This window comes from Ferdinandcohnia sp. FSL W7-1320, from assembly GCF_038050315.1.
In the GTDB taxonomy this organism is placed as follows: Bacteria; Bacillota; Bacilli; order Bacillales; family Bacillaceae_L; genus Ferdinandcohnia; species Ferdinandcohnia aciditolerans.
The window spans coordinates 4,407,001-4,431,964 of the sequence record NZ_JBBPAM010000001.1; the positions used below are offsets into that span (position 1 = coordinate 4,407,001).

A 24,964-nucleotide genomic window follows, 5' to 3' on the forward strand; every position below is an offset into this window, starting at 1 on the left:
TCTCCGTAAGGCCGACTATGTAAAGGGGGTATTGATGGAAGAAGTTAGCTGGATTTCGGACAAAGTTACTGATTTATCGGACACAACACTCTAGATATCGGACATAATCCTGATTTTATCGGACATAACTTTTAAGATATCGGACATAGTCCTAATTTTATCGGACATATAGCCCGATTCGGAACCAAAAAAGAATGCCTTCCGGAACACCCGGAAGGCTTTAGCTTATCTTTATTCTTTTACAAGTAATGCAACTGCTTCAACGTGCACAGTATGTGGGAATAGGTCCACTGGTTGAACCATTTTTAGGGTGTATCCAAAAGGCTCAAGTTCTTTAATATCCGTTGCAAAAGTCTCTGGGTTACAAGAAACATAGACAATTCTTTCTGGCTGTGAGCGACCAATCCTTCTCATTACTTTACCGCCGGCACCTGAGCGTGGAGGATCAAGTAAAAGTAACTCTGGTCGTCCAAAACTCTCAAGCACTTCATCAATTCCTTTTCTTGCGTCCTTAGCTAAGAAATACGTGTTTGATAAACCATTATCTTTTGCATTGCGTTTTGCAGACTCAATTGAGCTTTCAACAATTTCAATACCTGCAAGCTTTTCAACACGACTGGCAAATGGTAGAGAAAATGTTCCAACACCACAGAAAAGATCAATCATTTTTTCTGTTTTCTTAGGTTCCCCCATTTCCACAGCTAGGTCTACTAACTTTTGAGCTTGCGTTGGGTTTGTTTGGAAGAAGGTGTCAAACCAGACACGGAAACGATATCCATCCATTTCCTCATAAATGAAATCACGCCCCGCTAATACATGCGTTTCTTCAGATTGAGTTCGGTCTGCCCAGTCCGTATTTTCAAGCCAAAGTAAGCTTTTTACTTCTGGAAATTTTTCTTCGATTCGTTTCACTAAATCATCTGAGGCATGTTTAAGATTGCCTTCTGGTGCCTCAGTTGCAAAAATGGCAAGCATGATTTCACCAGTAGCAAATGATTGTCTCACCATAAGGTGTCGAAGAAGACCTTCATGCTGATCTTTGTTATAGCCAGGTAGCTGATGGTCTTTTGCCCACTGTGCAACTTCCATAGCACCTTCCACCATTTTTTCACCTGCAATTAGGCATGTTTCAAGGGAAATGATCTTTCGGAAGTTTCCTTGTTCATGTAAACCTAGTGACCCCTCAGGAGAGAAGGTAAATTCCATCTTATTTCGGTAATGCCATGGCTCGTCCATTCCAATGGTATCTTTAACAAGGTCCGGATTAAAACCTTGTGATTCAACTTGTCGCTTTACATAATTTGTTTTGTACTGAAGCTGTCCCTTGTAATCCCAATGCTGCCATACACAGCCACCGCATTTTTCAAAATGAGGACAGGGTGGTGCAAGACGTTGTTTATTTGCTGCTAGGATTTCCTCAGCCATCACCTTTCTTCGTTTACGATCAGGTTGGTCTACCGTTACACGAACCTGCTCACCAATTAAGGTTTGCGGAATCGTGAGTTTTAGCTTTTTTTTATTACCGTGCTCATTTTCACGCCACACGACCCCTTGACCTGATCCTTTTTCATCTAACTTTTTTATCTCAACAATCATCGTTTCTGGTTTCGTTACTGCCAATTATTGTTCCTCCCTAGGTAAACCTTTTTGTCTATATTCAAGTTAATAAATCTTGTCGTTTTCAGGCTCTGAAGAAATATAAGTATAGTCCATTTCTATCCTTTTTTACAACATACTAACCAAGTATAAAGCACAACTCATAAATTTGGAATTCCTACACCCCTAGAAAGTATTAACATTCTGCCATTTATAGCTGGAGTCCCTCCTAATTAGAATAGCAAAAGAGCATCTGGCTTTCTTCACAAAAGCAAAATAACCTGTTCTTCAAAAGGACAGGTTTCGTTTATAAGTAGGATTTTATGTATTTCCCTTTACTATGGCAACACCTAAGGCATGGTACTCCCATAGAATATCTTCTATTTGCTTTGCTTGTAATTCATCACAATCGATGATAAGAATGGTTTCAGCAATTTTACCATTTTGTGACCTCTTTTTCTTTTTATATACAATCTCTACATATAGTCTGATTGCAAAGCCGATCATAAATCCAACTACTGCACCAATTAATCCCCAATAAATTTGCCCCCAAGTTAGGTTAAATCCAAGGCTTGCACCAATTACAGCAAACGCCGTAGCAAGTGCCGCCCCAATATCAAAAAGAGTGGTGCCATCCGATTCTTTCAATGTATCAAATAGTCTTACGTCTTCTTTTGGATTATCAAGCGGAACCGCAAAAATATTTTCGCTCTTTATCCCCTTTTTCTCTATCTCCACGATGGCAATCTCTAAATAATCATTATTTTTAAACGTTGCAAATACCTGCATTCATTTATCACTTCACTTTTTGTCCTTTGAGAACTTGAAATTGACTTGATTGGTAATTTTCTCTTAAGAAATTCCGTTGATCCCTTTCGTATAACTTGTTATTTTCAACTGCATTAATGTATGAATCATAAATAGCAAAACCAAAAACTGATGGTAAAAACAAGAACCACTCTGGATCTAAAACTTTTGTAGCTTCGTTTACTTTACCTAAGAACAATAGAGAGACAGCTTCTAGAGCATGTGAAAAGTAGAAAAAAATTACACAGCAAATAATTAGAAAGAAAGCCGTAATCGTTTTATGATTATAGAGGTGACCTAACCCTGGCATGAACAATGACCATATAATAACTAGGATTGGATTTCTTTTATCCAAATAGTTGATACCAGCAGCCCCCATGCTAAAAGTGTTAAATCGATGGTTCTCATGGTCGGCAAGTATATACATATTATTAAGATCAATTGTTGATCGGTAGCTGTCCCAAATCCCAAAAATGTAGACAGGTATGTACATAAGGAGCCATCTCGTGTCCAAGATGTTCTTGGCCATTTCTATATTTCCATGAAATGAATGAATCATTGCAAGGTTTACGTTAGCATTAATATTTACAATAACTTCCCAAATAATTAGCAGGTATCCACGATGATATTTGTCTAATAGCAAATGGCCAAACCCCGGAAAAGCCGCCGACCACCAAGCAATAATATATGGGTTCCTCAAGTGAATGATAGATGTACCAAATATACTGACATTTGCTATATAACGTCTTGCCGAATTATCATTCGTGTAATTGTTCATGACGTGTAGGTTAGCCTCCATCCGCTTGTTCCAATTTTATAAAGCCAGTATAAGAGGTAATCTTCCCCAACCTAAATCGAAATATCTAAAATGAAGATACGTTTAGTAGAAAGTCATTCGTGGATGGTGAATACTTCCTTCTTTGTTGTTAAATACTAATTGAAAGTATTTGCACTTTATACGGGGTTAGGTGGAGGTATGTTCTGGAAAAAGAAGGATTTTAAACAAACTGTTAACAGTTATGAAACTGAAGAAAAAACCATTGAGGAAGTATTTAATAAAGCAAAAAAGTCGAGTGATTTTACAACAATCACACCTATTGAGAAAAATAATAACATTTCATTAAGTTTTTTTAAAACGTTAGTTGATTCTAAAACGCTACAACAGTCCCTTTTACAGAATTTAAAAGAAAATATTTCTGTTGTAGAAAAAGTATCTGATTTGAAAAATATTATCCCAATTGAGGATATGGTAGTTACGAAGGATCCAAAGGAAATTGAAAAGGCACTTCATGAAGGTGCAACAGTTATTTATTTTAAAAATCAAATGGATGAATTTGCTCTACTTAAGATTGGGAACGCAAGACTTGGTCAACGGGAAACAAATGACACACAAAATGAATTTAGTGTGATAGGGCCAAAGGTTGGATTTATTGAAGATATTGGGACAAATCTCCATATGCTAAGAGAGCATCTTCATTCACCAGATCTTATTTTTGATGAATTAGTTGTTGGTACAAGGACACAAACAAAGGTTGTCATTGCTTACATAGATGGTGTTACGAATCCTGAGTTTGTAAAAACTGCGACACAGAGATTACAAAACCTTGATGTTGATGCTATATTTGACAATACTCAGCTGGAACAATTAATTTCCGATCATTCCTCATCACCATTTCCATTATTTGTAACAACAGAAAGAATAGATCGGACTGTGGGATCGCTTTTATTAGGACAAGTTGTCCTAATTACCGATAAATCCTCCTATGCTGTAATAGGACCCGTAAATCTCATGGATTTTTTCTCAAATCCAGAGGATTTTTATCTACCCTCTTTAATCGCATCTTTTTTTAAATTAATACGGATTTTTGGAATGCTTTTTTCTATGTTTGCAACATCCTTTTATGTTGCGATTCTAACATTCCATTTTGAGGTTATACCAAAAGACTTGCTTGGTCCAATCATTAACTCAAGAGCCAACGTTCCCTTTCCACCTGTCATTGAAGTTTTGTTCCTAGAAGTAACAATTGATCTTCTCAGAGAAGCTGGAGCTCGTTTGCCCACAAAAATTGGACAGACACTTGGAATAGTCGGAGGAATTGTAATCGGACAGGCAACTGTGGAAGCTGCACTTACCAGTACCATTTTGTTAATCATTGTTGCACTCTCAGCCTTAGCCTCTTTTACAACGCCAATATATAAAATGTCAACTGCTGTAAGAATGTTAAGATATCCTTTTATTTTACTAGCTGCCATTTGGGGTGGTTTAGGTATTTATGTAGGGTTACTTTTTATAATCGGACATTTGTCTCGACTCAAGTCATTAGGGGTTCCTTATATGGTCCCCCTCTATCCCTATCGTAAAGGCTGGGCACTTGGTTCTTTCATAAGGCCTAGTTTCGTAAATCTTAAAAAACGTCCATCGTACTTTAGACCATTAAGTAACAAACGATATACTCCAACCCCATCCCAAGATTCAGAAGATGGACTGAACTCAGAATAAAATTTTCTAAAAAAGAAAGCAGAGATTATATGGGTAAACGGAGAAAAGGTAGAATACTTGTTATTATATTTGTTTGTATCGGATGCCTAGTAGGATGTGCAAGAACTAAGATTGTTGATAAGTTGAGTATTATACATGTATTTGGTTTTGATTTAGACGAGAACGGGAATATGGTTGGAACTGCCTTGTATCCTGAATATACCAAGAGCAAGTCCAGCGATAAAATTCAATATTTAGAAGAGAAAACAGATGCAGTTGCGCTATTAAGACCTAAAATGTCAACACATACAAGTACCCCAGTAGCCTTATCCAAAATTAGGGTTATAGTGTTCGGTAATGATTATGCAAAAACTGGTGTTAACGATGTAGTAGAACGACTTCTTTTGACACCAGAAATCGCGACCAATATACAAATTGCTGTTTCTACCCACAGTGCCAAGGAAACACTTAACTCCCTAAAAAAGGGTAACCTGACGCTAGCTGATCAAATCAAACAAAACATGACAGGACAACAACTTCCAAAGATGAACCTGCATGTTTTTTTAAACCATTACTATGGAGAAGGAATGGATCCGTATGTACCAATGATAACGATTGACGAGAACGATAAGATACAGGTTGATCGAGTTGGTATTTTTAAAAATGATAAGCTCAAACTTCACTTGGATGAGAAAGAAACCTTTACTTTTTCGATTTTAGAGGATTATCGAACACAAGCCATATATGAAATTGTCCTTGACGAAAAGGATCTGAAAGAAGTCATTGTGATTCAAGGGTTTCGAAATAAAAGGAAGTGGGAATGGGTAAAAGATAAGCAGCAATTAAATCTTTCTTTAAAGCTCACATGGATAGTTACACATCATCCGGACCGTTTCAACTTAGAAAATCCACAGGATCTTGAAATGATTAAAGGTATAATTAAAAAAAATGTACAAGAAGATGTCAAGGAACTCTTAAATAAGTTCAAAGAAACAGGTGTTGATCCGCTAGGTATTGGAAATATAGTTCGATCCAAGGATCGAGATTGGGAAAAAACATCCTTTTATGAGCAATATCCTACGCTACCTATCAATATTGATTTGAACTTAGAAATCATACATTCGGGCCTTCAGGGCTAGGCTAGACAAGACTAGGATGGTCAATTATGAACAGTCAGATTAACGAAAGTAAACAAGTCTCTCCATATTTCCTGTTTTTTTTAATCCACACCTCTCAAATTGGGATTGCTTTATTAAGGTATCAAGGAAATGTAAGTAAAGGGGCTGCTAGTGAAGCATGGATGTCCATTTTAGCTTTGGGTTTAAGCCTTCACCTTTTGTTCTATATGATGCTATATATATTAAAACAGTCTCCCGCAGGCGATATTCTTTCGTTTCATAAAGACCTACTGGGAAAGAAACTAGGAGGCGTTTTAAATTTATTGTTGGCATGCTATTTTTCTCTAGCAGGAATAGCGGTTGTATATGGTTATATTGACCTTCTCCAAGTATGGGTTTTTGATGGCATTCCTAGTTGGGAGTATGCTCTTCTACTTTGTTGTCTCGCTTTTTATCTGGTCTCTGGGGGATTTCGAGTTATTACTGGAGTTGCATTTTGGGGTGTCGTGATTCCCATTTTCTTATTAGTTTCCTTTTTTTATATTGCAGGCTTTTTGGAGGTGTCATACCTCCAACCGCTTTTTGATCATAGTTTAAAAGACCATTTTATTTCGATTAAAGCAGCTATCCCATTATTTATAGGGTTTGAAACAGCTCTTGTATATTTTCCATTCATAAAAAACGGAAAAAAGGCGGGCAAGTGGGGGCATTTTGGCTTATTGTTTACAACAATCATAACTGTATTTATAACGCTTGTCTCTTTTATGTTTTTTGTACAAGGAAAAATTCAGCACTTAACATGGCCAACCTTGACAATGATAAAAATCATACAGTTTCCTTTTTTGGAACGCTTTGAGTTTATCTTTATATTCACCTGGCTCTTAGTGATCATGCCAGTTATATGTTTATATCTTTGGTCAGCTGTTCGCTCTATAAAAGTTACTCTTCCAAAAATAAAGCCAACTAATATTCTGCTTTTATTACTAGCTTTGTATCTTTTTGTAAATAGCGAACTTATTGATATCTATTACACTCAACTAATACAAAAAATGGTATTGATTAGTGGTACTACTTTATTATTTGGTTATATCCCGCTGCTTTTCATCATCAGTCTGATTCGTAAGTTCATAAAAAAGCAAAAGCAAGGTTGAGTTTCTTAAGCATGTGTATGGATTAAGAAAACTCAATCTTCTATTGGTCTTTATTTACCAGCTTTAGATTCAAAATTTTCAAGGAAGTTTAGTTGCCCCCTTATTAAGTTTTTAGGCAATGGGGTCGTCAAGAGTACCATTTTTTAGAAATTTAGGGTTATACTCCTATCACAAACGCGATATAATGAGTTTGGAGTGAAATGTTTTCGTATGGAGGGGAAGTTATCATGTTAAAAAAATTCGCAGCTGATGCTTTAGGTTTATCGGATATCGGAAAAATTATTGGTCCAGAGGATTATGACAAAACAGACGCAGATGATTATATTAGACATGAGGATAATGAAAAGATTTACTTCTTGATTAAGACAAAAGCCGATGAGTATTGCTTCACAAACACCGCTTTCATCCATGTTGATGGTGCGAATGCCGTTTCATCGAAACGGATGCTAAAACGCTACCCGTATTCACAACATAAAATCACAAATGTTTTTCTCGAAACAGCTGGTAGAGTTGATTTAGATATCGAAATAAAATTCAACTTAGGTAATCAAGCTTTTAGTATTGATGTGGATAAAAGACAGATCGATAAATTAAATGATTTATACAAAGCACTCGTTTATATTTCTGAAGTTATTCATGAAAATAATATTATGTATGATATGGCGATCAATAGCTTGGACAAAGCGGTAACAGTATTGCACAACTCCCGACCATCAGAAATCCAGCTTGCTGAGGAATACAAGCAATTAACCGAATACGGCTTCTCTTGGCTATCGTCAGCACGGGATAAGTACCTCAGGAAAGACTTTGGTGATGTTTTCGAAAAATATATTAATAACTAATAGAAAAGACGGCATCCGAATTGTGATGATGCCGTCTTTGTTTTTTGTAATTTGATCTATGTCAGAGATGTAGACCTTTACTAGATTCTACATGCTATGTTTGGTCGGGGGATCCATTAAGTTTATGAAGGACATTGGATGACGGCTGCCGGGGCGTTCCGGACTTCATACCGCTTATAAAGGACTTTCGGTGATGGCTGCCAGGGCGTTCGGGACTTCATCCCGCTTGTGAAGGACTTTCGGCGACGGCTGCCAGCGCGTTCGGGACTTCATACCGCTTATGAAAGACTTTGCACGATGGACGTCCTGGTGTTCGGGACTTCATCCAGCTTATGAAAGACTTTGAGCAATGGACGACGATGCGTTCGGGACTTCATCACGCTTATGAAGGACTTTGCGCGATGGACGCCCTGTAGTTCGGGACTTCATCCAGCTTATGAAAGACTTTGAGCAATGGACGACGATGCGTTCGGGACTTCATCATGCTTATGAAGGACTTTGCGCGATGGACGTCCTGGTGTTCGGGACTTCATCCAGCTTATGAAAGACTTTGAGCAATGGACAACGATGCGTTCGGGACTTCATCACGCTTATGAAGAGGATTCACACCAAAATCAAGGTTCCTTTTCCCCTTCATCTCGTTTATGAAGAGGATTCACTTCTAAATTCAAGCCTACTTTCCCCTTCATCCCCTCTATGAAGAGGATTCACTTCTAAATTCAGATTGCTTTTTCCCCTTCATCCCCTCTATGAAGAGGATTCGCTTCTAAATCCAGGGTCCTTTTCCCCTTCATCCCCTCTATGAAGAGGATTCACTTCTAAATTCAAGCCTATTTTCCCCTTCATTCTGCTTATGAAGAGGATTCAGATCAAAATCCAGATTGCTTTTTCCCTTCATCCCCTCTATGAAGAGGATTCACTTCTAAATTCAGATTGCTTTTTCCCCTTCATCCAGCTTTTGAAAAGGATACAGCTAAAAATCCTTGTTCGTTTTCCCCCTCCTCTCCCCTACAACGCGGATTCATCTCGTAATTAAAATTCCCTATCCCTCGTAGCAAGCTCATACTACAACTTTTCTAAATCTACATAAAAAATCGGTGCCTGATTCCCAGCGAGATTGCAAGATTACGATACTCACTGGGTGCCAGGCACCGATTCCGTTTTACCAGAATTAAGTGGCAATCCAACTCTAACACTCTATTTGGTATAACGGTTCGCGTAGCATGAGGCCACGAATGCATTTGGTTTTATTTTCGGTTCCACACCAATTGCTTCCATTCGTGTCACCATTTCCTTCACAAATTCACGTGTTTTGTTTCTCTTCCCTGCTCCGATGTCAATGTGCCCCTCCATTGTGAATGAAGCACCATCATATATATAAGGGAGCACGATATCGATGAGTTGATTTTTCTTCTCTTCGGTAAACAATGAAACAACTTCCTCCGATAATGATAATTCATAGGAAATGCGCTCATGCAATTGTTCCATTCTCCTTGGAACAACCACTTTTCGGATACATGCCCAGACACCTTTTCCTTCATTAAGGATGACAACACCTGTTATAAAGGTAGTTTGTCTTGGGTGCACTTGAGAATCTGTCCCAATAATGAGCCTGAATTTCCCACTAGGTTGGGAGCGCATGAACTCAGTAATATGCTCAAAAACTCGATCAAATGACATCCGTTTTTCCGTGAGATTTTTAAATAAGAAGTGATTATTTGAATTGTTTTTCATAAATTCATATCACAACTTTCCCGGTCTCTTTATTGACCTGCTTTTATACATTTTATGACCGGAAACAGAATAATGTGTGCTAAATGATGATTTGGTACAAAAATTGAAGCCCCACAATAAAAATCATGCTATTTTTCCTAGTACTTTGTTACCTACTTTCACCCACTTTTTGATTGTATAATATTACCATAATCCTAAATTGGAGCGTGCATGTGAAAAAAATGAAAAAACAAACAATTGATCCATTTGATTCCATTCTGTCAGAAGCCATAAATAATCCTGAGAAGCGCTATTATTTTTATAAAGCCCTCCTGGATTTAGAGGTGGTTGCAATCGGCACGGTTTCCTCCAGCACAAATGGAGAACCTATTTTGAATTTAAAGTATATAGAAATGAATAATGAGCTTGTTCTCCCTGTGTATTCAAGTATTGAGAAATTCAACTCCATCTATAAGGGAAACTATAAATATATAAAAATCTCCACACGTATGTTACTAAAACTAATTGAGTCAGATACCCCATGGGTTCTTAACCCTGGTTTTGATGTTAGTAAAAAGATTATCCAACAGGAACTCGAAACACTACGGGACGGAAGAATTTTACATTACTTTTTTGAGGAGTTAAGTGTTGAAGAAAAACAGAATTTCTTAACAAACCAAATGGAAGGAATCCCTCAATCTGTTCTAAGTGTTATTTCCGACAATTTAAAAAGCTTTCCTTCAATCAAAAACGCATACTTTACCCATATATACAATCCCGCTAGTGCAAGTAAGCCGATTCCATTTATTGGATTAACGGTAGACAATCAAGATGCGAAAAGTTCCGAGAAACTAGTATTGGATGTGTTTAAAACCGTTGATACACTTTCTAATCAGCAAATTGAAATTGTGATTCTACCAGAAGATTTGCCACTAACAAATTCGATTATAGATCAGACCAACCCCTTTTATACTCGTACAGCAATAAATGATTTGAATTCCTTGTTTCGATAATATTCACGAAAGGAGGTTTCGAAATGGCTCAAATAGACATAAAAGTGAATAGTGTCCGCTCCTCAAACAGTCGGTTAAAAGGAATCACTTCCGATTTAACAGATACACAGAGTCGAGTATCTAGTCTACGCCATGCGATTGACAGTCAAATCACTAGTAGGCAGGGCATTGCATTAAATCTAAATAATGTAGCTACTTCCATACATGATATAGAAAAACGTCTCAATCAACTGTATAGTTTCGTGGATACTACCATGACTCGGTATGAACAAGCTGATAAACAAGTAAACTCTCACTCACAACATTTAACCGCGCCTCCTACAAAGTCGTTTTGGGATTCGGTTGGAGATTTCTTTGGAGTTGTCGGCAGGTCTGTTAAAGGATTTGCAACAGGACTATGGGATGCCGTCGCATCCACTGTAGAAGGGATCTGGCATGCAATTACACACCCAATAGAAACGATTAAAGGATTAGTTCATGTTATTCAACACCCAGTTGAAACAGGAAAAGCGATATGGGATGCAATCAAAACATCATGGAACGAAGATGTTGTTAACGGTGATGCTGAAAGTCGAGGAAATTGGTTTGGTCGCGCTTTTGGAGAAATTGCGTTGGCAGTTGTAGGTGCAAAAGGTATTGATAAAGCAATAAAATTATCAAGAGGAGCAAATATTGTTGATGAGGTTGGTGGGGTTCGGATCGTTGATAATTCAGGCTCTAGTAATAAACCTGATGCAATAGACCCAACTGACGTGGGATTTACGATTGAACCAAGAATTGTAGATGAAATATTACAGACTAATAAAGGAAATCGTCCTGACCCTTCGACCTATTTACCACAAGAGTATATCGTAAATCATTTAGCCAAATTTGATGATGGTGTTACCAAAATCGCTTGGGCAGCACCAACACGACCATTAGGACCACCTGGAGGAACGTTCGTGATGCCAAAGTCTGTTGCTGACGAACTAATCACCCAATCCAATGGAAATGTAACAAAGTTAGAGGAATTATTAAGTTTAGAACCAGGCACACTTGGCGAAACGCCAGTTCGAATCGACATATCTCATCCAACAGGACTAAGAATGCCAGATGGTAATGAATTAGGTGCGAATGAACAGTGGATTCCTGGTGGCTATACCGGCGGAGGAATACCTGAGGCTACCATCGATCAAGTCCCACTTGATAAATTAGTAGTAACTGATTTATTTTTAGATTAAAGGAGTGAGGAAAAAGTGAAAAAAATATTCTCAGATTATGGCATTGATATTCACGAAAATAATGGTCAGTACTTCCTGACATTTGACCAAGGTGAAATTGCTGTTCAGATGACAACTATTGAAATCTCAAAAGAAGATGCTGAAAAAGCCCAACAAAGTGCGAATGATGCTTATCAGGTAATTATTAAGCACCAGAATAATGCAAGAAATTCTAATGTGTAATCTAGCAAACCTTCATTGGTTATGGTAAAGACCAAAAATGCCTAGACCCTTAATGGGCTAGGCATTTTTATTATTTCAAAACATTCACTGCTCCCTCTCCCCTTCAATCTCAATCACGCCTTTCAAATCGCCCTGCACGCTTTATGATACAAGGGGAACTTTTGAGCGGTAGGGTCGTTGGTTGTTGATGAGGTTGGCGGAGGTACGCAATATTATTCAAAAATAGAGGTTGTAGATGACTTCGGTAACAAAGTTCCTGCGACAGTCGAGAGCTTAATCAAATATGGTTATATTAAATAAGAAAAAGGGAATGAAATAAATGGACAAAGATCAACTATTACAAATATGCAAATATGTAGGTATTGCAATTAAACATGATAATCATATCTTGATGGAAGTGAAGTCACCTTACGAAAATTATGCTCAACTCGAGTTTAGCAATGGTAAATATGAGTATTCTGAAATTAACTTTGAAAGACAACCTAATCCAAAGAAAGAAAACATCGTTATGTTTAATGATGGAGCAAAAGCAACAAAGTATTTCTTAATTAAATTATTAAAGAAATTCTTTTTCTATAAAATTTTCCCTTCTGATAACCCAGTTCATGATTTCAAAAACACTAATGAGCTAATTGCCTATTTCCAAAAACTTGGGATTTCAAGTAAATATTATCATTTCAACACAATAAGTTCACAGACTATTCACTGTGAGATAGATAATAGTAATAACATGCTAATTAGTTATATTGATGTTAACAACAAAAAAAGCTTTACCACTATGCCACTGAGTGTAAATCGAGGTATTTTTGTTTTGTATCGATTGACTTATTCTTTGTATTTAATTAAAGAACTTGAGCAAAAACTAACCCTGCAAGGGCTTCTAAATGAAAAATTTGATGATGAAGATATCGAATTATTAATAAAATAAATCAACATAACCATGATCAATATTAATCTCGTCGAGGAATGATTGTTGAAGAGATATTTTAAAACTAGAAAAAGAGCCCTGATATAGAGGAGATGTGGTCATTATATGACGAAAGAACAGGCACTGCAAATAATTAAAGACGAGAATCTACAATTCTTTAACTGGTATAATGATCATGACATTAGTCCGAACGAGGTGTTAATCAGTCAACAGGGAAATACCTGGAAGGTTTCCACAACAGACGAACGCGCAAATGCTATTTCCGAAAAAGATTTCGACAGTGAGGAACAAGCATTAGAAAATTTTATTAAAAGAGTACGTGGATTGAACAAGTTTCATAATCTATCTAAATAAGAAATTTCCCCTAGGTTTTAAATTTTAAAATAATACTGAGGAAACAATTATGAGCGTATATGCAATTTATCAGAATAAGAACTACCCAGTGAATATTCGGGGTCAAGTACTTCGTTTAAAATGTGTATATAAAAATAACGGCTTTCAAGAACTTATTGATTTAGCAGGAAACAAGCATAAAGATATTTTTATAAAAGAGGTTTCCCTTGATGATGTTGAGCTAGTTTATGAGTTAAAGATTAACGCAATTTTTAAAGGAAAGGAATTTGAAACCTATGGGGTTGATACCTCTACATTAGAAAATAATTACATACTATTATTTAGCAAGAAGTATGAAGATGTAAATAATTACGGTTTCATCAAATACGAACAATTTGTTTACCAAAAAGAGGCAAAACTTGAAGACATTGATTCGTTAGTTGAAATAAAAAAGCCAATCTTAAAGTGGGAGAACCAGCCTGAATCTCGGAAAACAATTGCCAGTAACAAGATTCAAGAATATTTAAGAACAACCAAAAATGCCTAACCCTATAAAAAGGCTAGGCATTTTTATTTCGAAGCCTTCACTGCTCCCTCTCCCCTTCAATCTCAATAACGCCTTTCAAGTCATCTTGCACGCTTTGTTCTGCAAGGGGAACTTTAGAGCGATAAGCAGAGCGCACAATTACATGTGCCGCGACTGGAGCTGTAAGGAATACGAAAAAGATTCCTAGAAATAAGCGAATACTAAAAGTACCTTCCATGATAAAGAATAGAAACGTTCCTACAAGAGTAAACAGAACGCCCATCGTTGAGCTTTTTGAAGCTGCATGAGCACGGGAATATAAATCAGGTAATCTAATTAAACCAACTGCACTTAAAAAACTAAAGACAGTTCCCACTAATATCGATAAAACTGCAATGACTTCTAACACCTCAATCGGATTGCTTACGCCGCTCAATTACAACACCTCTTTCAATGAATCTCGCGAAGGAAATCGTTCCGATGAAGGAAAGAATCCCAATTAATAAAATCACTTCAAAAAAACCAGTATTCCTTAAAAACACGGAAAAAATAGCTACTCCCGAAATGATATTAATCCCTAAGACATCAAGCGCTTGGACTCTATCAGAGGCTGAGGGGCCTTTCACTAACCGATAAATCGTCGCAAAAATAGCGAATGTTAAAAAAAACAATGAAATTATTAAAATGATTCTGATCATTATCGCGTCACCCTCTTTATCGCCGCTTCAAATTTTTCCGTTGAACGTATGACAGCATCGCTTGATTCCGGAATATCCATAGCATGTATATAAAACTTTTTCTCATCATGTGATACTTCAACAACCACCGAACCAGGGGTTAACGTTAATAACATCGCAAGCAAGGTTATCTCCAAGTCCCCTTCTAGTTCCGTCTCTAAGGTAAAAATGCCCGGTGTGATATTAATTTTTGGACGCATAACTTGCTTAACAACTAACACACTGGATGTAAATAATTCTTGGATGAAAATAAAAAATAATTGTAAAATAGCAACCAAAGTCACGATATAGAATTGATGAGGGAAATACCTCCGTAGTATAAATAGCACGATTAGACCAAATAAATAACCACTAAAAAAGGTTAACACGGACCAACTATCCTGAAGGAACATCCAAATAAAACCGATTAACAAATTAATTAAAACCTGCATGGGCATTGATACCACCCCTTTCTTATTTAAAGAATAACCACGGGATTTTTCAAAAGATACTCTTCATCCGTCACCTTTTCACGCTCAAAAAACTTATTCAATAAAGGCACTACCCAAGACCGCCTCAATATAGATAGATGGATTCATAATCACTTCAACCGCAAGGTCAACATACTCACTAATCCCTTGAGTCCCTAATCCAAGCGTAATTGTCAAGCCGGTAAGAATGCCCATAGGTAATAATAATCCTTTTAAAGACTTAGTTGCGCTTTCCTCTGGTACGTCAGTATAACCCCAGAATCCATTCATAAAAATTTTCATCACAGAGTAAAGAACCATTAAACTTGTGAGCAGACCAATTCCACCAAGCCAAAAATAGCCCGTTGCGAAGGTCCCCTCTGTAATAAATATTTTTCCTAAAAATCCACTAAGGGGTGGTAATCCTCCGAGTGACAAAGCTGCAACGAAAAACATCCACCCGAATTTTGGTTGTAGGCGCATTAAACCACTGAATTCTTTTAAATTACTAGACCCAGTCAGATAAATAATAGTTCCTCCTAAAAGAAAGATAAGTGCCTTTACAATCATATCGTGGATTAAGTAGTAAATAGATCCGGTTATCCCTTCAGCAGTTAACGATGCAACCCCTGCTAAAATAAAGCCAACTCCTACGACCACATTGTACGTTATAATCCTTTTAATATCCCAATAAGCCACGGCCCCAAAGGCTCCAAGCAACATCGTAATAGCTGCTAAAACACCGATTAATAGATGTGTCACTTCTGGTTCATGGTAAAACACAAGCGTGAATACTCTCATAATCGAATAAATTCCAACCTTTGTTAACAGCGCTGCAAAGATTGCAGCAATCGCTGTTGGTGGTGCACTGTATGAACCCGGTAACCAAAAGAAAAGGAACAGTCCTGCCTTTAAACTAAACACAATCAAAAATAGGATTGCGACTGTCGTCATAACACCGTCCTGACCGACCTCAGCAATGCGAACTGAAAGATGTGCCATATTTAATGTACCTGTCATCGCATATAAATAGGCAACAGCTACTAAAAATAAGAAGGAAGAAATCAGGTTCACTAATATATATTTGATAGATTCCCTAAGCTGTATTTTCGTGCCACCCAAGGAAATTAAGACATAGGATGAAACAAGCATGACTTCAAAACATACGAATAAGTTGAAAATATCCCCTGTAAGAAAGGAACCATTAACACCTGTAATTAAAAATAAAAAGAGCGGATAAAAATAAAATAGTTCTCGGTCCCTCCCAATTGTGTAAAACGCATAAATGAGACAGCACAATGCCACAATGCTAGTGACCATAACCAAAATAACAGCCAACATATCTGCAACCATACTTACACCAAATGGCGCTTCCCATCCACCTAACTGGAGAACCTGAATTCCATCTATTTTTATTTGTTGCATCAGTACCAATGAAACCGCAAATATACTTACTACTGCAACTATACTAAGCGCCCTCTGCAGCATGATATTTTTTCGAAAAATAACCATAATCATCCCAATAAGAATAGGGATGATTATTGGAATAATAACTAAATTACCCATCGTTTTTACCTCTCAATGCTTGCGTATCGTCCGTGCCTAAAACCTTATACGCACGGTAACTTAGCACTAAAAATAAAGCAGTGGTCGCAAAGTTGATGACGATTGCTGTTAAAAGTAGTGCCTGTGGTAATGAATCTACATAGGATAATCCCTTTATTCCCAGTAGCGGAGGTCCACCCTTTTCGAGGCCCCCCATTGTAATAATGAGTAGGTTCACACTATGACCGATTATAGATGTTCCTAATATGATTCGTAATAGAGTTTTCGTTAAGATAAGATAAACCCCGATTGCAAATAAAATCCCGACAAGAATAGACATTAATGTTTCCATTATCGATCATCACCTATACTCATAATAATTGTGAGTGATGTTCCAATGACCGCCAAGGCGACACCTACATCAAACAAAACCGCTGAAGCAAGCTCTGTTTCTCCGAAAACAGGGAGCTCAATATATCCAAATGTTTGGGTTAAAAATGGCTCATTAAATAGCAAGCTTCCGACCCCTGTGCCAACTGCAATTAATACTCCGATCGCAGCAACCACTTTAAAATCGAGGGGCAAATTTTTGCGAACCGTTTCTATATCAAAGGTTAGGAACAGAAGGACCAATCCGGCTGAAAAGGTCAAGCCTCCTATGAAACCACCGCCTGGATGGTGATGACCAGAAATAAACAAGTTGATTGCAAATGTAAAAATAATAATAACCGCAATCTTAGTGATACTTCTTATAATGACGTCATTCGGCTCTTTCATCTGAACCCTCCTTTACTAAACGTAGCTTTATTAATGAATAAACTCCTAATCCTGCAATGCTTAACACCAGAATCTCAAGCATTGTATCAATACCTCTAAAATCCACTAGAATAGCATTGACGATATTCTTGGCTCCTGCAAGTTCATAGGCATTTTCATAGTAGCTTGAAATCGAATCAAATAATCGATTTCCATTCACAGATAATGCCACTAGTGTGATGACTACTCCTGACCCAATAGCTATGACCGCATTCGTTACCTTAAACGGGATTCGACTAATTTCTTTTCGCAATTGCGGTAAGTGATAAAAACATAATAGGAAAAGAGCGGTTGTGACGGTTTCCACAACCAGTTGAGTCAAAGCCAGATCTGGTGCACGGAATAAGACAAAGAAAAATGCCACTAAATATCCTAGTGCTCCCACTGCAACAATCGAAGAAATTCTTGATTTTGCAAATAGAACGGTGACAGCTGAAACTACAGAAACGATCATAATCGCGATTTCAAATAGTGTAGCCGGATTATCATTTGATGAATCAAAGGAAATCCCATCAAATAACCAGATTGATCCCCCGACAACGATAATCATGAAACCAAAGATATAAACAAGATAATCACGAATAAAACCTGTCATATAAAAGTTTGTAATCAAACCATAAATCTGTTCCAATTTATTTAAAGAAAGATTATAGATATGGTTAATTGTTAATGACTGTGGGTAAAACTTGTAAACCCGGTACCATTTTCTAATATTGAGATAGAGAATCGTTCCGAGAACAACTACCCCGATTGTCATCCAAAGTTCCTGATTCCAACCATGCCACGCCGTTATTTTCAACCTCAACACATCTGCCTCTGTAAGCATCGGCAATACTGACGTTAACGCCGGTTTTAATAAATACTGTGAGATCAGATTCGGGAAAAAGAAACCGAGAATCACGAGTGACCCTAAAATTATCGGAGGTATTAACATTCCAAGTGGCGCTTCATGAACAACTCGGTAATTATCGAGCTTATATTTCCCTCTAAATGTTTTAAATACAAGTATCATACAGTAGATAAATGTAAAAACACTGGCGATCCAAGCAATGATAGGAATTAATACGCCTATCGTTCCCATGTTAAAAAAGTCCATTTTTGCTGCATTATTGACCGCTGCAAAAAACATTTCCTTACTTAAGAAACCATTAAATGGAGGCAGTCCAGCCATTGAAAAGGCGCCTATCACCATTAGCGTAAAGGATATAGGCATAAGATGAATAAGACCACCCAACCTTCGAATATCACGAGTCCCTGTTTCATGGTCAATAATCCCGACTACCATAAAGAGACTCCCTTTAAATGTCGAGTGATTCAGCAAATGAAACAGTGCTGCAAAGACGGCTGTGCCGTATACAGCTGTTTCATCCCCCAAACCGAAATACATCGCAGCTGACCCGAGACCAAGAAGACTCATGATCAAGCCTAATTGGCTAATCGTTGAGTATGCCAATAGAGCTTTTAAATCTGTCTGACGTACCGCATTAACAGATCCGTACAGCAATGTAATTAAACCTACTCCCGTAACAATCCAAAACCATTCAGATGAGCCACCAAAAACAGGAGTTAATCGTGCAACTAAATAAATACCTGCTTTAACCATTGTGGCTGAATGTAAATAGGCACTAATAGGGGTCGGAGCTTCCATTGCATCTGGGAGCCAAATACTAAAAGGAAATTGAGCTGATTTCGTAAAAGCACCTAATAAAATTAATACCATTGCTGGTACGAATAAAGCACTCGATGTTATCGCATCAGTATTCATCAACATTTCACGAATGCTATAGGTTCCGGAGTTACTTGAAATCATTACAAGTCCCGCAAGCATCGCTAATCCACCAAAAATTGTAATTAGCATAGATTTTTGCGCACCGTATCGTGATTTCTCACGTTCATACCAATAGGCAATTAATAGGAAAGAAGATACACTTGTTAGTTCCCAAAATACATAAAGAACAAAGATATTATCAGAAAATACTAAGCCAAGCATGGCTCCCATGAACATCAGTAAATACACGTAAAAGTTATGAAGTGCTTCACGTTCTTTTGATAAGTAAAAAATGGAATATAAAATAACCAATGCACCAATACCCGTAATTAATAATCCAAACATTAAACCTAATCCATCGATATAGGTAGTAAAATTAATATTATAGGAAGGTATCCAAGGAAGGCTTGTAATAATGGTATTCCCATTAGAAATGTTGGGAATAAATGTAATAAGATAAACAAAAATCAGGAGTGGCACCAAGATCACGAACCAGCCCGTATGAATGCGAGGACAAAACTTCTTATATAATATAGGAACAAACACGGCGAAAATAAATGGTAGCATGATTAAAAAATGGAACCAATACATTGGAATCGCCTCCTTAGTGGATGATTTTTACAAAATGGCTGAATGGATTGACTCATTTTGTAGCATGCGATATAGTCATACATAGTTTATAAATTAAAGAACATTTTTTAATAACTTTTGTAATCAGTAGCTATTTAATTTCCTACTGAAATATAGCTTAGCGGTTGCCTCGATATACTCAAATATCGGATCTAATTAGCTAAGTGAATTTTAATAGGTGGTGTGATAAATGTAAGCCCAGCTAAATTAAGGGTTTATCCTTTAGTAGTTCCTTATTTGCTTGTTATTTATGAAACGGAAGTTGGCTAGGCCAATGATTTCACATCAACTTCGAGGTGAGTAATAATGAAATTAATAAAAGAGCGAATGGACGAGAGTATCCTTGTCTGTGTATATTATGGCCCAAATGGTGAACGTCTCATCCAACGTGGCTGCAAGATTGCAAAAATGCTAGATTGTCCACTTTATATCTTAACTGTTGATCCAAAGCCTTTCGATGATCTCGACCCTGAAAAGGTAAGCTATATTGAAAGATGGAAAGAGTTAGCTGACAAACATAGTGCGGATGCGTTTATTATCAAGGACAATGAAAAAAGACCAATTTCAAAAGTAATCGCAGATGTTGCAAGAGAGAAAAATGTTACCCAAATAATTCTTGGCCAAACCGCACAAAGTCGTTGGGAACAAATCGCAAAAGGTTCAATTATAAATTCATTGTTAAGAGAGATTCCTTTTGTAGATCTTCATATCATATCTGTTGCCCGTTACCTTAAAAACACTGAAGGCCATTTTGACAAAGGTGTTCGTGCATACCTAGTCCAGGAGGGTAATGTTTACCGCCTCATCTTTAAACATACAAAAAGTGTCCTTTATGAAGGGATCTTCTTTAAGGAATTCGGTACAGACTTTAATAATGGAATATTTAAATTCATGAAAGACCAGAAGACATTACAGGTCCAAGTGAAAGAGGATATCGTTTCCGATTTTACAAATGTAGAAATGAACACAAATTTAGACGACGATGATGACTTTTTATGACCACTCCGCTATCATGCGGAGTTTTTTTGTACTTTTTTTTTATTTATAGGTTTACGTCCACTTTCACTAATTGCTTCTCTTCGTTATTAATTCCGATATATTTGAACGTTTCGGAAGGTGAATGATGGTTGTAGATATCCATTAATATTGAAATTGCAATTCCTTTTAGGTATGCATGATAGCCAAATGTTTTTCGAAGAGTATGCGTTCCGATCTTCCCAGAAACTCCCACCTCTTTAGCAGCATGATTAATAATCCGGTATGCCTGCTGTCTGGAAATTGGTAGATTATCCTTCTTTGATTTAAATAAAAAATCACTGCCTTCGTATTCTTGTGAACTTAAATACTCAGTAAGTTCATTTTTTATCATATTATTTAAATAGAAAGCTTTAACTTCCCCACTTGTTATGTCATTTATATAGAGGAAATCCTTCATTCCAGATTCACCCCATACGTCTTCAACACGTAATGAAAGTAAATCACTAACCTTTAATCCTGTGTTGATCCCAAATACAAAAAATAATAAGTCCCGATGGGATTGCTTTTTAAGCACTTCCTTAATTTCATTTATTTTATTTACGTCTTTAATTGGATCGACAAATTCCATCGATATCCCCCTACTAATGTTACATAACTTAAAACTAACATACATTAAGTAACATGACAAGAATCATGCTTACAAATTTTTTAGAGAAATGCCCTCACTTTTTATTGAATAACACCATGTACTGCTAAAATCTCAAATTTTCAGCTAATAAATTGGATTATTTTATTTGGAGCAGGGCAAATTATAAAAAATCTTATTAACTTTATTCAGGAAAAGTCCACCACTTTATATGTAGTGGGATGAGTGCACTAATAGTAACTATTCAGAAGGAGAATTTGGACTGAATAAAGTTAAAGCCCTAGGCGGACGCCATGATTTTTCGGAGGTGTTTTTTCGACCATAAGATCAAAGACTACTAACGCCACTTCCTGTGGCAACGTCTTTGTGACCCACCTCGTGTGGGCCTAAGAATCTGGCGATAGTACGCTAAGCGGCATTTGATTAATTTTCACTATTATCACAATGGAAAGGAGTTTTACGGGATGAAAAGGTTTGGATGGGTTATTATTGTCCTGCTTGTTGTAATTGCCATCGGAGCTGGTGTAATGATTTCAAATAATATCGGCAAAGAAGAACAAGCTGAACAAGGAGTCGAAAACCAAGAAAAAGAAAAGCAGAAAGTAGACAAGAATAAGCATTTTTCAGTACAACATAAGGATTATCCTGGAAAAGTTGCCCCGAAATTTTCAGCTGAGGATTTGACGGCGGCACCAACAGGAGATTGGATTACACATGGTGGAAATATCTTCAATGGTAGGTACTCTCCGCTAGACAAAATCAACATATCAAATGTAAAAGGCTTAAAAGCTGAATGGGTTACAAGTCTCGGCTCAGGTTATGAATTTAAATATTCAGGCGAAGCAACTCCAATTGTCTATGACGGGGTTATGTTCACCATTACCGGTGCTGATGATGTTCAAGCAATTGATGCTAGAACTGGTGAATTAATTTGGGAATATCGCCCTGAATTAGCAGCGAACTTAGATACGGTCTGCTGTGGATGGACAAGTCGTGGTGTTGGATTAGGAGATGGAAAAGTCTTTGTCGGGCTATTAGATGCAAGACTAGTTGCATTAGATCAAAAAACAGGCGAACTTGTTTGGGAAACGAAAGTTGAGGATTGGGAAAAAGGATATAACATCACTAGTGCCCCACTTTATTTTGATGGATTGGTATACACAGGGGTTGCTGGAGGTGAATATGGAATCCGCGGTTTCGTTGCTGCATTTGATGCTGATAAGGGTAAAGAAGTTTGGAAAACCCATACGGTTCCTGGACCAGGTGAGGTTGGACATGATACCTGGCCGCAAGACACTGATGCATGGAAAAGAGGCGGAGCAGCTGTATGGCAAACCCCAGCAATTGACCCAGAGTTAGGGCTTCTCTATCTCTCAACTGGTAATCCATCTGCTGACCTAGATGGAAGCACTCGTGAAGGTGACAATTTATTTGCCGATTCCGTTCTTGCATTAGATGCGAAATCGGGTGAGTACAAATGGCATTTCCAAGAAGTACACCATGATATTTGGGATATGGATGCGCCAAACCCTGTAGTTTTATTTGATGTAGAAATGAAAGGAAAGATGAGAAAAGGTATTGCACAAGCTGGAAAAACTGGCTGGCTCTACATACTGGACCGAACTAACGGTGAACCACTGATCGGCATTGAAGAAAAACCAGTACCACAGGATGAAAGACAAAAAACAGCGGCCACTCAGCCGTTCCCGGTTGGAGATAATTTTATTCCACAGGGAGTCACAGAAGAAGATGTTAAAAAAGATTTTCCTGAGGGTTGGAAAGGAAAAATCGGTACGATCTTCACACCGTTCTGGGATGAGTTTGTTACATTAAAACCGTCACCACAAGGTGGAGCAAACTGGCCACCTTCAGCTTACAACCCAAATACTGAGCTGTTCTATTTATTAGCAAATGATACGTATTTTTCATACTCACATCGTGAAGGTGATGAGGCGAATAATTATAAAGAAGGCGAAGTTTGGCTTGGTAGTATATGGCAGCCTGTTAATGGAGCTCCTGGCCGTGGTGTGGTAACAGCCATGGATATTAAAACAAACAAAATTGTATGGCAAAAACATTGGGATCAAATTGCCTATAGCGGTCTATTGACAACAAAAGGAGATCTCTTGTTTACAGGTCATAACGATGGCCGAATCATCGCATTCGACGCAACTAACGGGAACGAATTATGGGAGTTTAAAATGGATGCCGGAGCAAACGCACCTCCTATCACATATGAAATTGATGGTAAGCAATATATTTCAATTTTTGCTGCTGGTAACTCACTTGCAGGAACAACACATGGAGATAAAATCTATACCTTCTCACTTGAAGGTGCGTATGCATCTCTAGAAGATATACCTGAAGATAAAATCAACATATCACCAACAGCAAATGATCCTTCCGCTACCGATAAGAAACAAGATGCAGAAGAAAGTGATAGATCAACTGCACATGAAGGCGCAGACATTTACAAAAACAACTGCTTGGCATGTCACGGTGACAACGGTGAAGGTGGTCACAACGGACCAAACTTACAGAAGAGTGAAATGCTCCAAGACAGGGACGCTTTAATTAATCAAATTAAAAATGGTAGCGCTGGAATGCCTCCATTTAAGGACAGCTTGGATGATAATCAAATTGATGCATTAGTTGAATATTTACAAAGTCTTGGTAAATAACAGAAAAGGGAATCGTTTGATAACGATTCCCTTTTTTTGTTGGTGTTTGTTAACTAATGTTTGGTATCGATTCGCTGGGGTTTTTATTGACGTGGATGAAAGACTTTAGCTTGCTTCCTCCTCCTCGCTCGGGACTTCATTGACCGGATAAGGACTTTAGCTTAAATTCCTCCTCATCACCTATGAAGGGGTAAATCACTAAAATATTTGACCGGTTTCCTCTTCATCGCCATCATGAAGTGCATAATCACCAAAATATTTGACCAGTTTCCTCTTCATTGCCACTATGAAGGGCAAAACCATTAGAATATTTAATCGGTTTCCTCTTCACCACCACTATGAATGGCAAAACTACTAAAGTATTTGACCGGATAAGGACTTTAGCTTAAAGTCCTCCTCATCACCTATGAAGGGGTAAATCACCAAAATATTTGACCGGTTTCCTCTTCATTGCCACTATGAAGGGCAAAACCACTAAAATATTTGACCGGTTTCCTCTTCATCGCCACCATGAAGGGCAATATCACCAAAATATTTGACCGGTTTCCTCTTCATCACCACCATGAAGGGCAAAACCATTAAAATATTTAATCGTTATCCTCTTCACCACCACTATGAAAGGCAAAACCACTAAAATATTCGACCGGTTTCCTCTTCATCGCCACTATGAAGGGCATAATCACTAATTCGTAAATAACTGAAGCTTCCTTAAGATATATTGTGACTTATCAACAGCGGAATTCACAGTGCCATACTCTTTTTATCG

25 protein-coding genes are annotated in these 24,964 nt (G+C 37.5%); 13 read left to right on the top strand and 12 right to left on the bottom strand.

Annotation, left to right across the window (positions count from 1 at the left end; genetic code table 11):
* Positions 1-231: 231 nt before the first annotated feature.
* The 3 genes from rlmD to NST91_RS21505 all read right to left on the bottom strand — a co-directional run bounded on the left by rlmD (position 232) and on the right by NST91_RS21505 (position 3,181).
* Complete coding sequence (gene rlmD / locus NST91_RS21495; RefSeq protein WP_445724518.1) at positions 232-1,596, bottom strand: 23S rRNA (uracil(1939)-C(5))-methyltransferase RlmD; 1,365 nt, start codon at positions 1,594-1,596, stop codon at positions 232-234.
* Between the two features lie 321 nt (positions 1,597-1,917).
* Complete coding sequence (locus NST91_RS21500; protein ID WP_341332759.1) at positions 1,918-2,385, bottom strand: hypothetical protein; 468 nt, start codon at positions 2,383-2,385, stop codon at positions 1,918-1,920.
* 7 nt (positions 2,386-2,392) lie between these two features.
* Positions 2,393-3,181, bottom strand: a complete 789-nt coding sequence (locus NST91_RS21505; protein WP_341332760.1) for a hypothetical protein — start codon at positions 3,179-3,181, stop codon at positions 2,393-2,395.
* A 198-nt stretch (positions 3,182-3,379) separates the two neighbouring features.
* Between NST91_RS21505 and NST91_RS21510 the strand changes: the two genes are divergently transcribed.
* The 4 genes from NST91_RS21510 to NST91_RS21525 all read left to right on the top strand — a co-directional run bounded on the left by NST91_RS21510 (position 3,380) and on the right by NST91_RS21525 (position 7,993).
* The gene (locus tag NST91_RS21510) at positions 3,380-4,903 is read left to right on the top strand and encodes a spore germination protein (protein ID WP_341332761.1); all 1,524 of its coding nucleotides are present in this window, start codon (positions 3,380-3,382) and stop codon (positions 4,901-4,903) included.
* 29 nt (positions 4,904-4,932) lie between these two features.
* Complete coding sequence (locus NST91_RS21515; RefSeq protein WP_341332762.1) at positions 4,933-6,021, top strand: Ger(x)C family spore germination protein; 1,089 nt, start codon at positions 4,933-4,935, stop codon at positions 6,019-6,021.
* A gap of 26 nt (positions 6,022-6,047) precedes the next feature.
* On the top strand, positions 6,048-7,151 hold the full coding sequence (locus NST91_RS21520; RefSeq protein WP_341332763.1) for a GerAB/ArcD/ProY family transporter: 1,104 nt from the start codon (positions 6,048-6,050) through the stop codon (positions 7,149-7,151).
* A 227-nt stretch (positions 7,152-7,378) separates the two neighbouring features.
* The gene (locus tag NST91_RS21525; protein ID WP_341332764.1) at positions 7,379-7,993 is read left to right on the top strand and encodes a PH domain-containing protein; all 615 of its coding nucleotides are present in this window, start codon (positions 7,379-7,381) and stop codon (positions 7,991-7,993) included.
* Between the two features lie 1,197 nt (positions 7,994-9,190).
* Here the strand turns inward: NST91_RS21525 and NST91_RS21530 are convergent.
* The gene (locus NST91_RS21530; protein ID WP_341332765.1) at positions 9,191-9,727 is read right to left on the bottom strand and encodes a ribonuclease H-like YkuK family protein; all 537 of its coding nucleotides are present in this window, start codon (positions 9,725-9,727) and stop codon (positions 9,191-9,193) included.
* A gap of 221 nt (positions 9,728-9,948) precedes the next feature.
* On the opposite strand from NST91_RS21530, the gene NST91_RS21535 reads away from it, so the two are divergent.
* The 7 genes from NST91_RS21535 (at position 9,949) to NST91_RS21565 (ending at position 13,969) form a co-directional block, all read left to right on the top strand.
* Positions 9,949-10,719 (top strand): enhanced serine sensitivity protein SseB C-terminal domain-containing protein, encoded by a 771-nt coding sequence (locus NST91_RS21535; RefSeq protein ID WP_341333582.1) that lies wholly within the window; start codon positions 9,949-9,951, stop codon positions 10,717-10,719.
* A gap of 23 nt (positions 10,720-10,742) precedes the next feature.
* Entirely contained in the window at positions 10,743-11,939 is a 1,197-nt protein-coding gene (locus tag NST91_RS21540; RefSeq protein WP_341332766.1) for a hypothetical protein, read from the top strand.
* A 15-nt stretch (positions 11,940-11,954) separates the two neighbouring features.
* Positions 11,955-12,161, top strand: coding sequence for a hypothetical protein (locus tag NST91_RS21545; protein ID WP_341332767.1), 207 nt, complete (start codon positions 11,955-11,957; stop codon positions 12,159-12,161).
* A 177-nt stretch (positions 12,162-12,338) separates the two neighbouring features.
* On the top strand, positions 12,339-12,461 hold the full coding sequence (locus NST91_RS21550) for a hypothetical protein (protein ID WP_341332768.1): 123 nt from the start codon (positions 12,339-12,341) through the stop codon (positions 12,459-12,461).
* Positions 12,462-12,480: 19 nt separating this feature from the next.
* A complete protein-coding gene (locus NST91_RS21555; protein ID WP_341332769.1) occupies positions 12,481-13,089 on the top strand; it encodes a hypothetical protein in 609 nt (202 codons plus the stop codon).
* A 105-nt stretch (positions 13,090-13,194) separates the two neighbouring features.
* Positions 13,195-13,443 (top strand): hypothetical protein, encoded by a 249-nt coding sequence (locus NST91_RS21560; protein WP_341332770.1) that lies wholly within the window; start codon positions 13,195-13,197, stop codon positions 13,441-13,443.
* 49 nt (positions 13,444-13,492) lie between these two features.
* Positions 13,493-13,969 carry a UCP033725 family protein gene (locus NST91_RS21565; protein WP_341332771.1) on the top strand — a complete coding sequence of 159 codons (477 nt, stop codon included), beginning with the start codon at positions 13,493-13,495 and terminating at the stop codon, positions 13,967-13,969.
* Positions 13,970-14,006: 37 nt separating this feature from the next.
* Here the strand turns inward: NST91_RS21565 and mnhG are convergent, their stop codons facing one another.
* From mnhG to NST91_RS21600, 7 genes are all read right to left on the bottom strand, one after another.
* Positions 14,007-14,384 (bottom strand): monovalent cation/H(+) antiporter subunit G, encoded by a 378-nt coding sequence (gene mnhG / locus NST91_RS21570; RefSeq protein ID WP_341332772.1) that lies wholly within the window; start codon positions 14,382-14,384, stop codon positions 14,007-14,009.
* The gene (locus NST91_RS21575; protein WP_309100504.1) at positions 14,359-14,646 is read right to left on the bottom strand and encodes a Na(+)/H(+) antiporter subunit F1; all 288 of its coding nucleotides are present in this window, start codon (positions 14,644-14,646) and stop codon (positions 14,359-14,361) included. Before NST91_RS21575 ends, mnhG begins: the two co-directional genes overlap by 26 nt.
* Positions 14,646-15,122 carry a Na+/H+ antiporter subunit E gene (locus NST91_RS21580; protein WP_341332773.1) on the bottom strand — a complete coding sequence of 159 codons (477 nt, stop codon included), beginning with the start codon at positions 15,120-15,122 and terminating at the stop codon, positions 14,646-14,648. The genes NST91_RS21575 and NST91_RS21580 overlap by 1 nt, the downstream gene beginning before the upstream one ends.
* A gap of 87 nt (positions 15,123-15,209) precedes the next feature.
* Positions 15,210-16,700 carry a Na+/H+ antiporter subunit D gene (locus NST91_RS21585; protein WP_341332774.1) on the bottom strand — a complete coding sequence of 497 codons (1,491 nt, stop codon included), beginning with the start codon at positions 16,698-16,700 and terminating at the stop codon, positions 15,210-15,212.
* Positions 16,693-17,031 (bottom strand): Na(+)/H(+) antiporter subunit C, encoded by a 339-nt coding sequence (locus tag NST91_RS21590; protein ID WP_099364023.1) that lies wholly within the window; start codon positions 17,029-17,031, stop codon positions 16,693-16,695. Before NST91_RS21590 ends, NST91_RS21585 begins: the two co-directional genes overlap by 8 nt.
* Positions 17,031-17,456 (bottom strand): Na(+)/H(+) antiporter subunit B, encoded by a 426-nt coding sequence (locus tag NST91_RS21595; protein WP_341332775.1) that lies wholly within the window; start codon positions 17,454-17,456, stop codon positions 17,031-17,033. Before NST91_RS21595 ends, NST91_RS21590 begins: the two co-directional genes overlap by 1 nt.
* Positions 17,440-19,854: a Na+/H+ antiporter subunit A gene (locus tag NST91_RS21600; RefSeq protein WP_341332776.1), complete on the bottom strand. Its 2,415-nt coding sequence runs from the start codon at positions 19,852-19,854 to the stop codon at positions 17,440-17,442. The genes NST91_RS21595 and NST91_RS21600 overlap by 17 nt, the downstream gene beginning before the upstream one ends.
* Before the next feature lie 345 nt (positions 19,855-20,199).
* On the opposite strand from NST91_RS21600, the gene NST91_RS21605 reads away from it, so the two are divergent.
* A complete protein-coding gene (locus tag NST91_RS21605) occupies positions 20,200-20,892 on the top strand; it encodes a universal stress protein (RefSeq protein WP_121447805.1) in 693 nt (230 codons plus the stop codon).
* A gap of 43 nt (positions 20,893-20,935) precedes the next feature.
* On the opposite strand, the gene NST91_RS21610 is transcribed toward NST91_RS21605, so the two are convergent.
* Complete coding sequence (locus tag NST91_RS21610) at positions 20,936-21,499, bottom strand: tyrosine-type recombinase/integrase (RefSeq protein ID WP_341332777.1); 564 nt, start codon at positions 21,497-21,499, stop codon at positions 20,936-20,938.
* Between the two features lie 482 nt (positions 21,500-21,981).
* Here NST91_RS21610 and NST91_RS21615 point away from each other — a divergent pair, with 482 nt between their 5' ends.
* Positions 21,982-24,198 (top strand): outer membrane protein assembly factor BamB family protein, encoded by a 2,217-nt coding sequence (locus NST91_RS21615; protein WP_341332778.1) that lies wholly within the window; start codon positions 21,982-21,984, stop codon positions 24,196-24,198.
* The last annotated feature ends 766 nt before the right edge of the window (positions 24,199-24,964 follow it).

Bases quoted from the DNA above. Each gene is read 5' to 3' on its own strand.
- rlmD (WP_445724518.1), bottom strand. From the start codon at position 1,596: ATGATTGTTGAGATAAAAAAGTTAGATGAAAAAGGATCAGGTCAAGGG.
- NST91_RS21500 (WP_341332759.1), bottom strand. From the start codon at position 2,385: ATGCAGGTATTTGCAACGTTTAAAAATAATGATTATTTAGAGATTGCC.
- NST91_RS21505 (WP_341332760.1), bottom strand. From the start codon at position 3,181: ATGAACAATTACACGAATGATAATTCGGCAAGACGTTATATAGCAAAT.
- NST91_RS21510 (WP_341332761.1), top strand. From the start codon at position 3,380: ATGTTCTGGAAAAAGAAGGATTTTAAACAAACTGTTAACAGTTATGAA.
- NST91_RS21515 (WP_341332762.1), top strand. From the start codon at position 4,933: ATGGGTAAACGGAGAAAAGGTAGAATACTTGTTATTATATTTGTTTGT.
- NST91_RS21520 (WP_341332763.1), top strand. From the start codon at position 6,048: ATGAACAGTCAGATTAACGAAAGTAAACAAGTCTCTCCATATTTCCTG.
- NST91_RS21525 (WP_341332764.1), top strand. From the start codon at position 7,379: ATGTTAAAAAAATTCGCAGCTGATGCTTTAGGTTTATCGGATATCGGA.
- NST91_RS21530 (WP_341332765.1), bottom strand. From the start codon at position 9,727: ATGAAAAACAATTCAAATAATCACTTCTTATTTAAAAATCTCACGGAA.
- NST91_RS21535 (WP_341333582.1), top strand. From the start codon at position 9,949: ATGAAAAAACAAACAATTGATCCATTTGATTCCATTCTGTCAGAAGCC.
- NST91_RS21540 (WP_341332766.1), top strand. From the start codon at position 10,743: ATGGCTCAAATAGACATAAAAGTGAATAGTGTCCGCTCCTCAAACAGT.
- NST91_RS21555 (WP_341332769.1), top strand. From the start codon at position 12,481: ATGGACAAAGATCAACTATTACAAATATGCAAATATGTAGGTATTGCA.
- NST91_RS21560 (WP_341332770.1), top strand. From the start codon at position 13,195: ATGACGAAAGAACAGGCACTGCAAATAATTAAAGACGAGAATCTACAA.
- NST91_RS21565 (WP_341332771.1), top strand. From the start codon at position 13,493: ATGAGCGTATATGCAATTTATCAGAATAAGAACTACCCAGTGAATATT.
- NST91_RS21575 (WP_309100504.1), bottom strand. From the start codon at position 14,646: ATGATCAGAATCATTTTAATAATTTCATTGTTTTTTTTAACATTCGCT.
- NST91_RS21580 (WP_341332773.1), bottom strand. From the start codon at position 15,122: ATGCCCATGCAGGTTTTAATTAATTTGTTAATCGGTTTTATTTGGATG.
- NST91_RS21585 (WP_341332774.1), bottom strand. From the start codon at position 16,700: ATGGGTAATTTAGTTATTATTCCAATAATCATCCCTATTCTTATTGGG.
- NST91_RS21590 (WP_099364023.1), bottom strand. From the start codon at position 17,031: ATGGAAACATTAATGTCTATTCTTGTCGGGATTTTATTTGCAATCGGG.
- NST91_RS21595 (WP_341332775.1), bottom strand. From the start codon at position 17,456: ATGAAAGAGCCGAATGACGTCATTATAAGAAGTATCACTAAGATTGCG.
- NST91_RS21600 (WP_341332776.1), bottom strand. From the start codon at position 19,854: ATGTATTGGTTCCATTTTTTAATCATGCTACCATTTATTTTCGCCGTG.
- NST91_RS21605 (WP_121447805.1), top strand. From the start codon at position 20,200: ATGAAATTAATAAAAGAGCGAATGGACGAGAGTATCCTTGTCTGTGTA.
- NST91_RS21610 (WP_341332777.1), bottom strand. From the start codon at position 21,499: ATGGAATTTGTCGATCCAATTAAAGACGTAAATAAAATAAATGAAATT.
- NST91_RS21615 (WP_341332778.1), top strand. From the start codon at position 21,982: ATGAAAAGGTTTGGATGGGTTATTATTGTCCTGCTTGTTGTAATTGCC.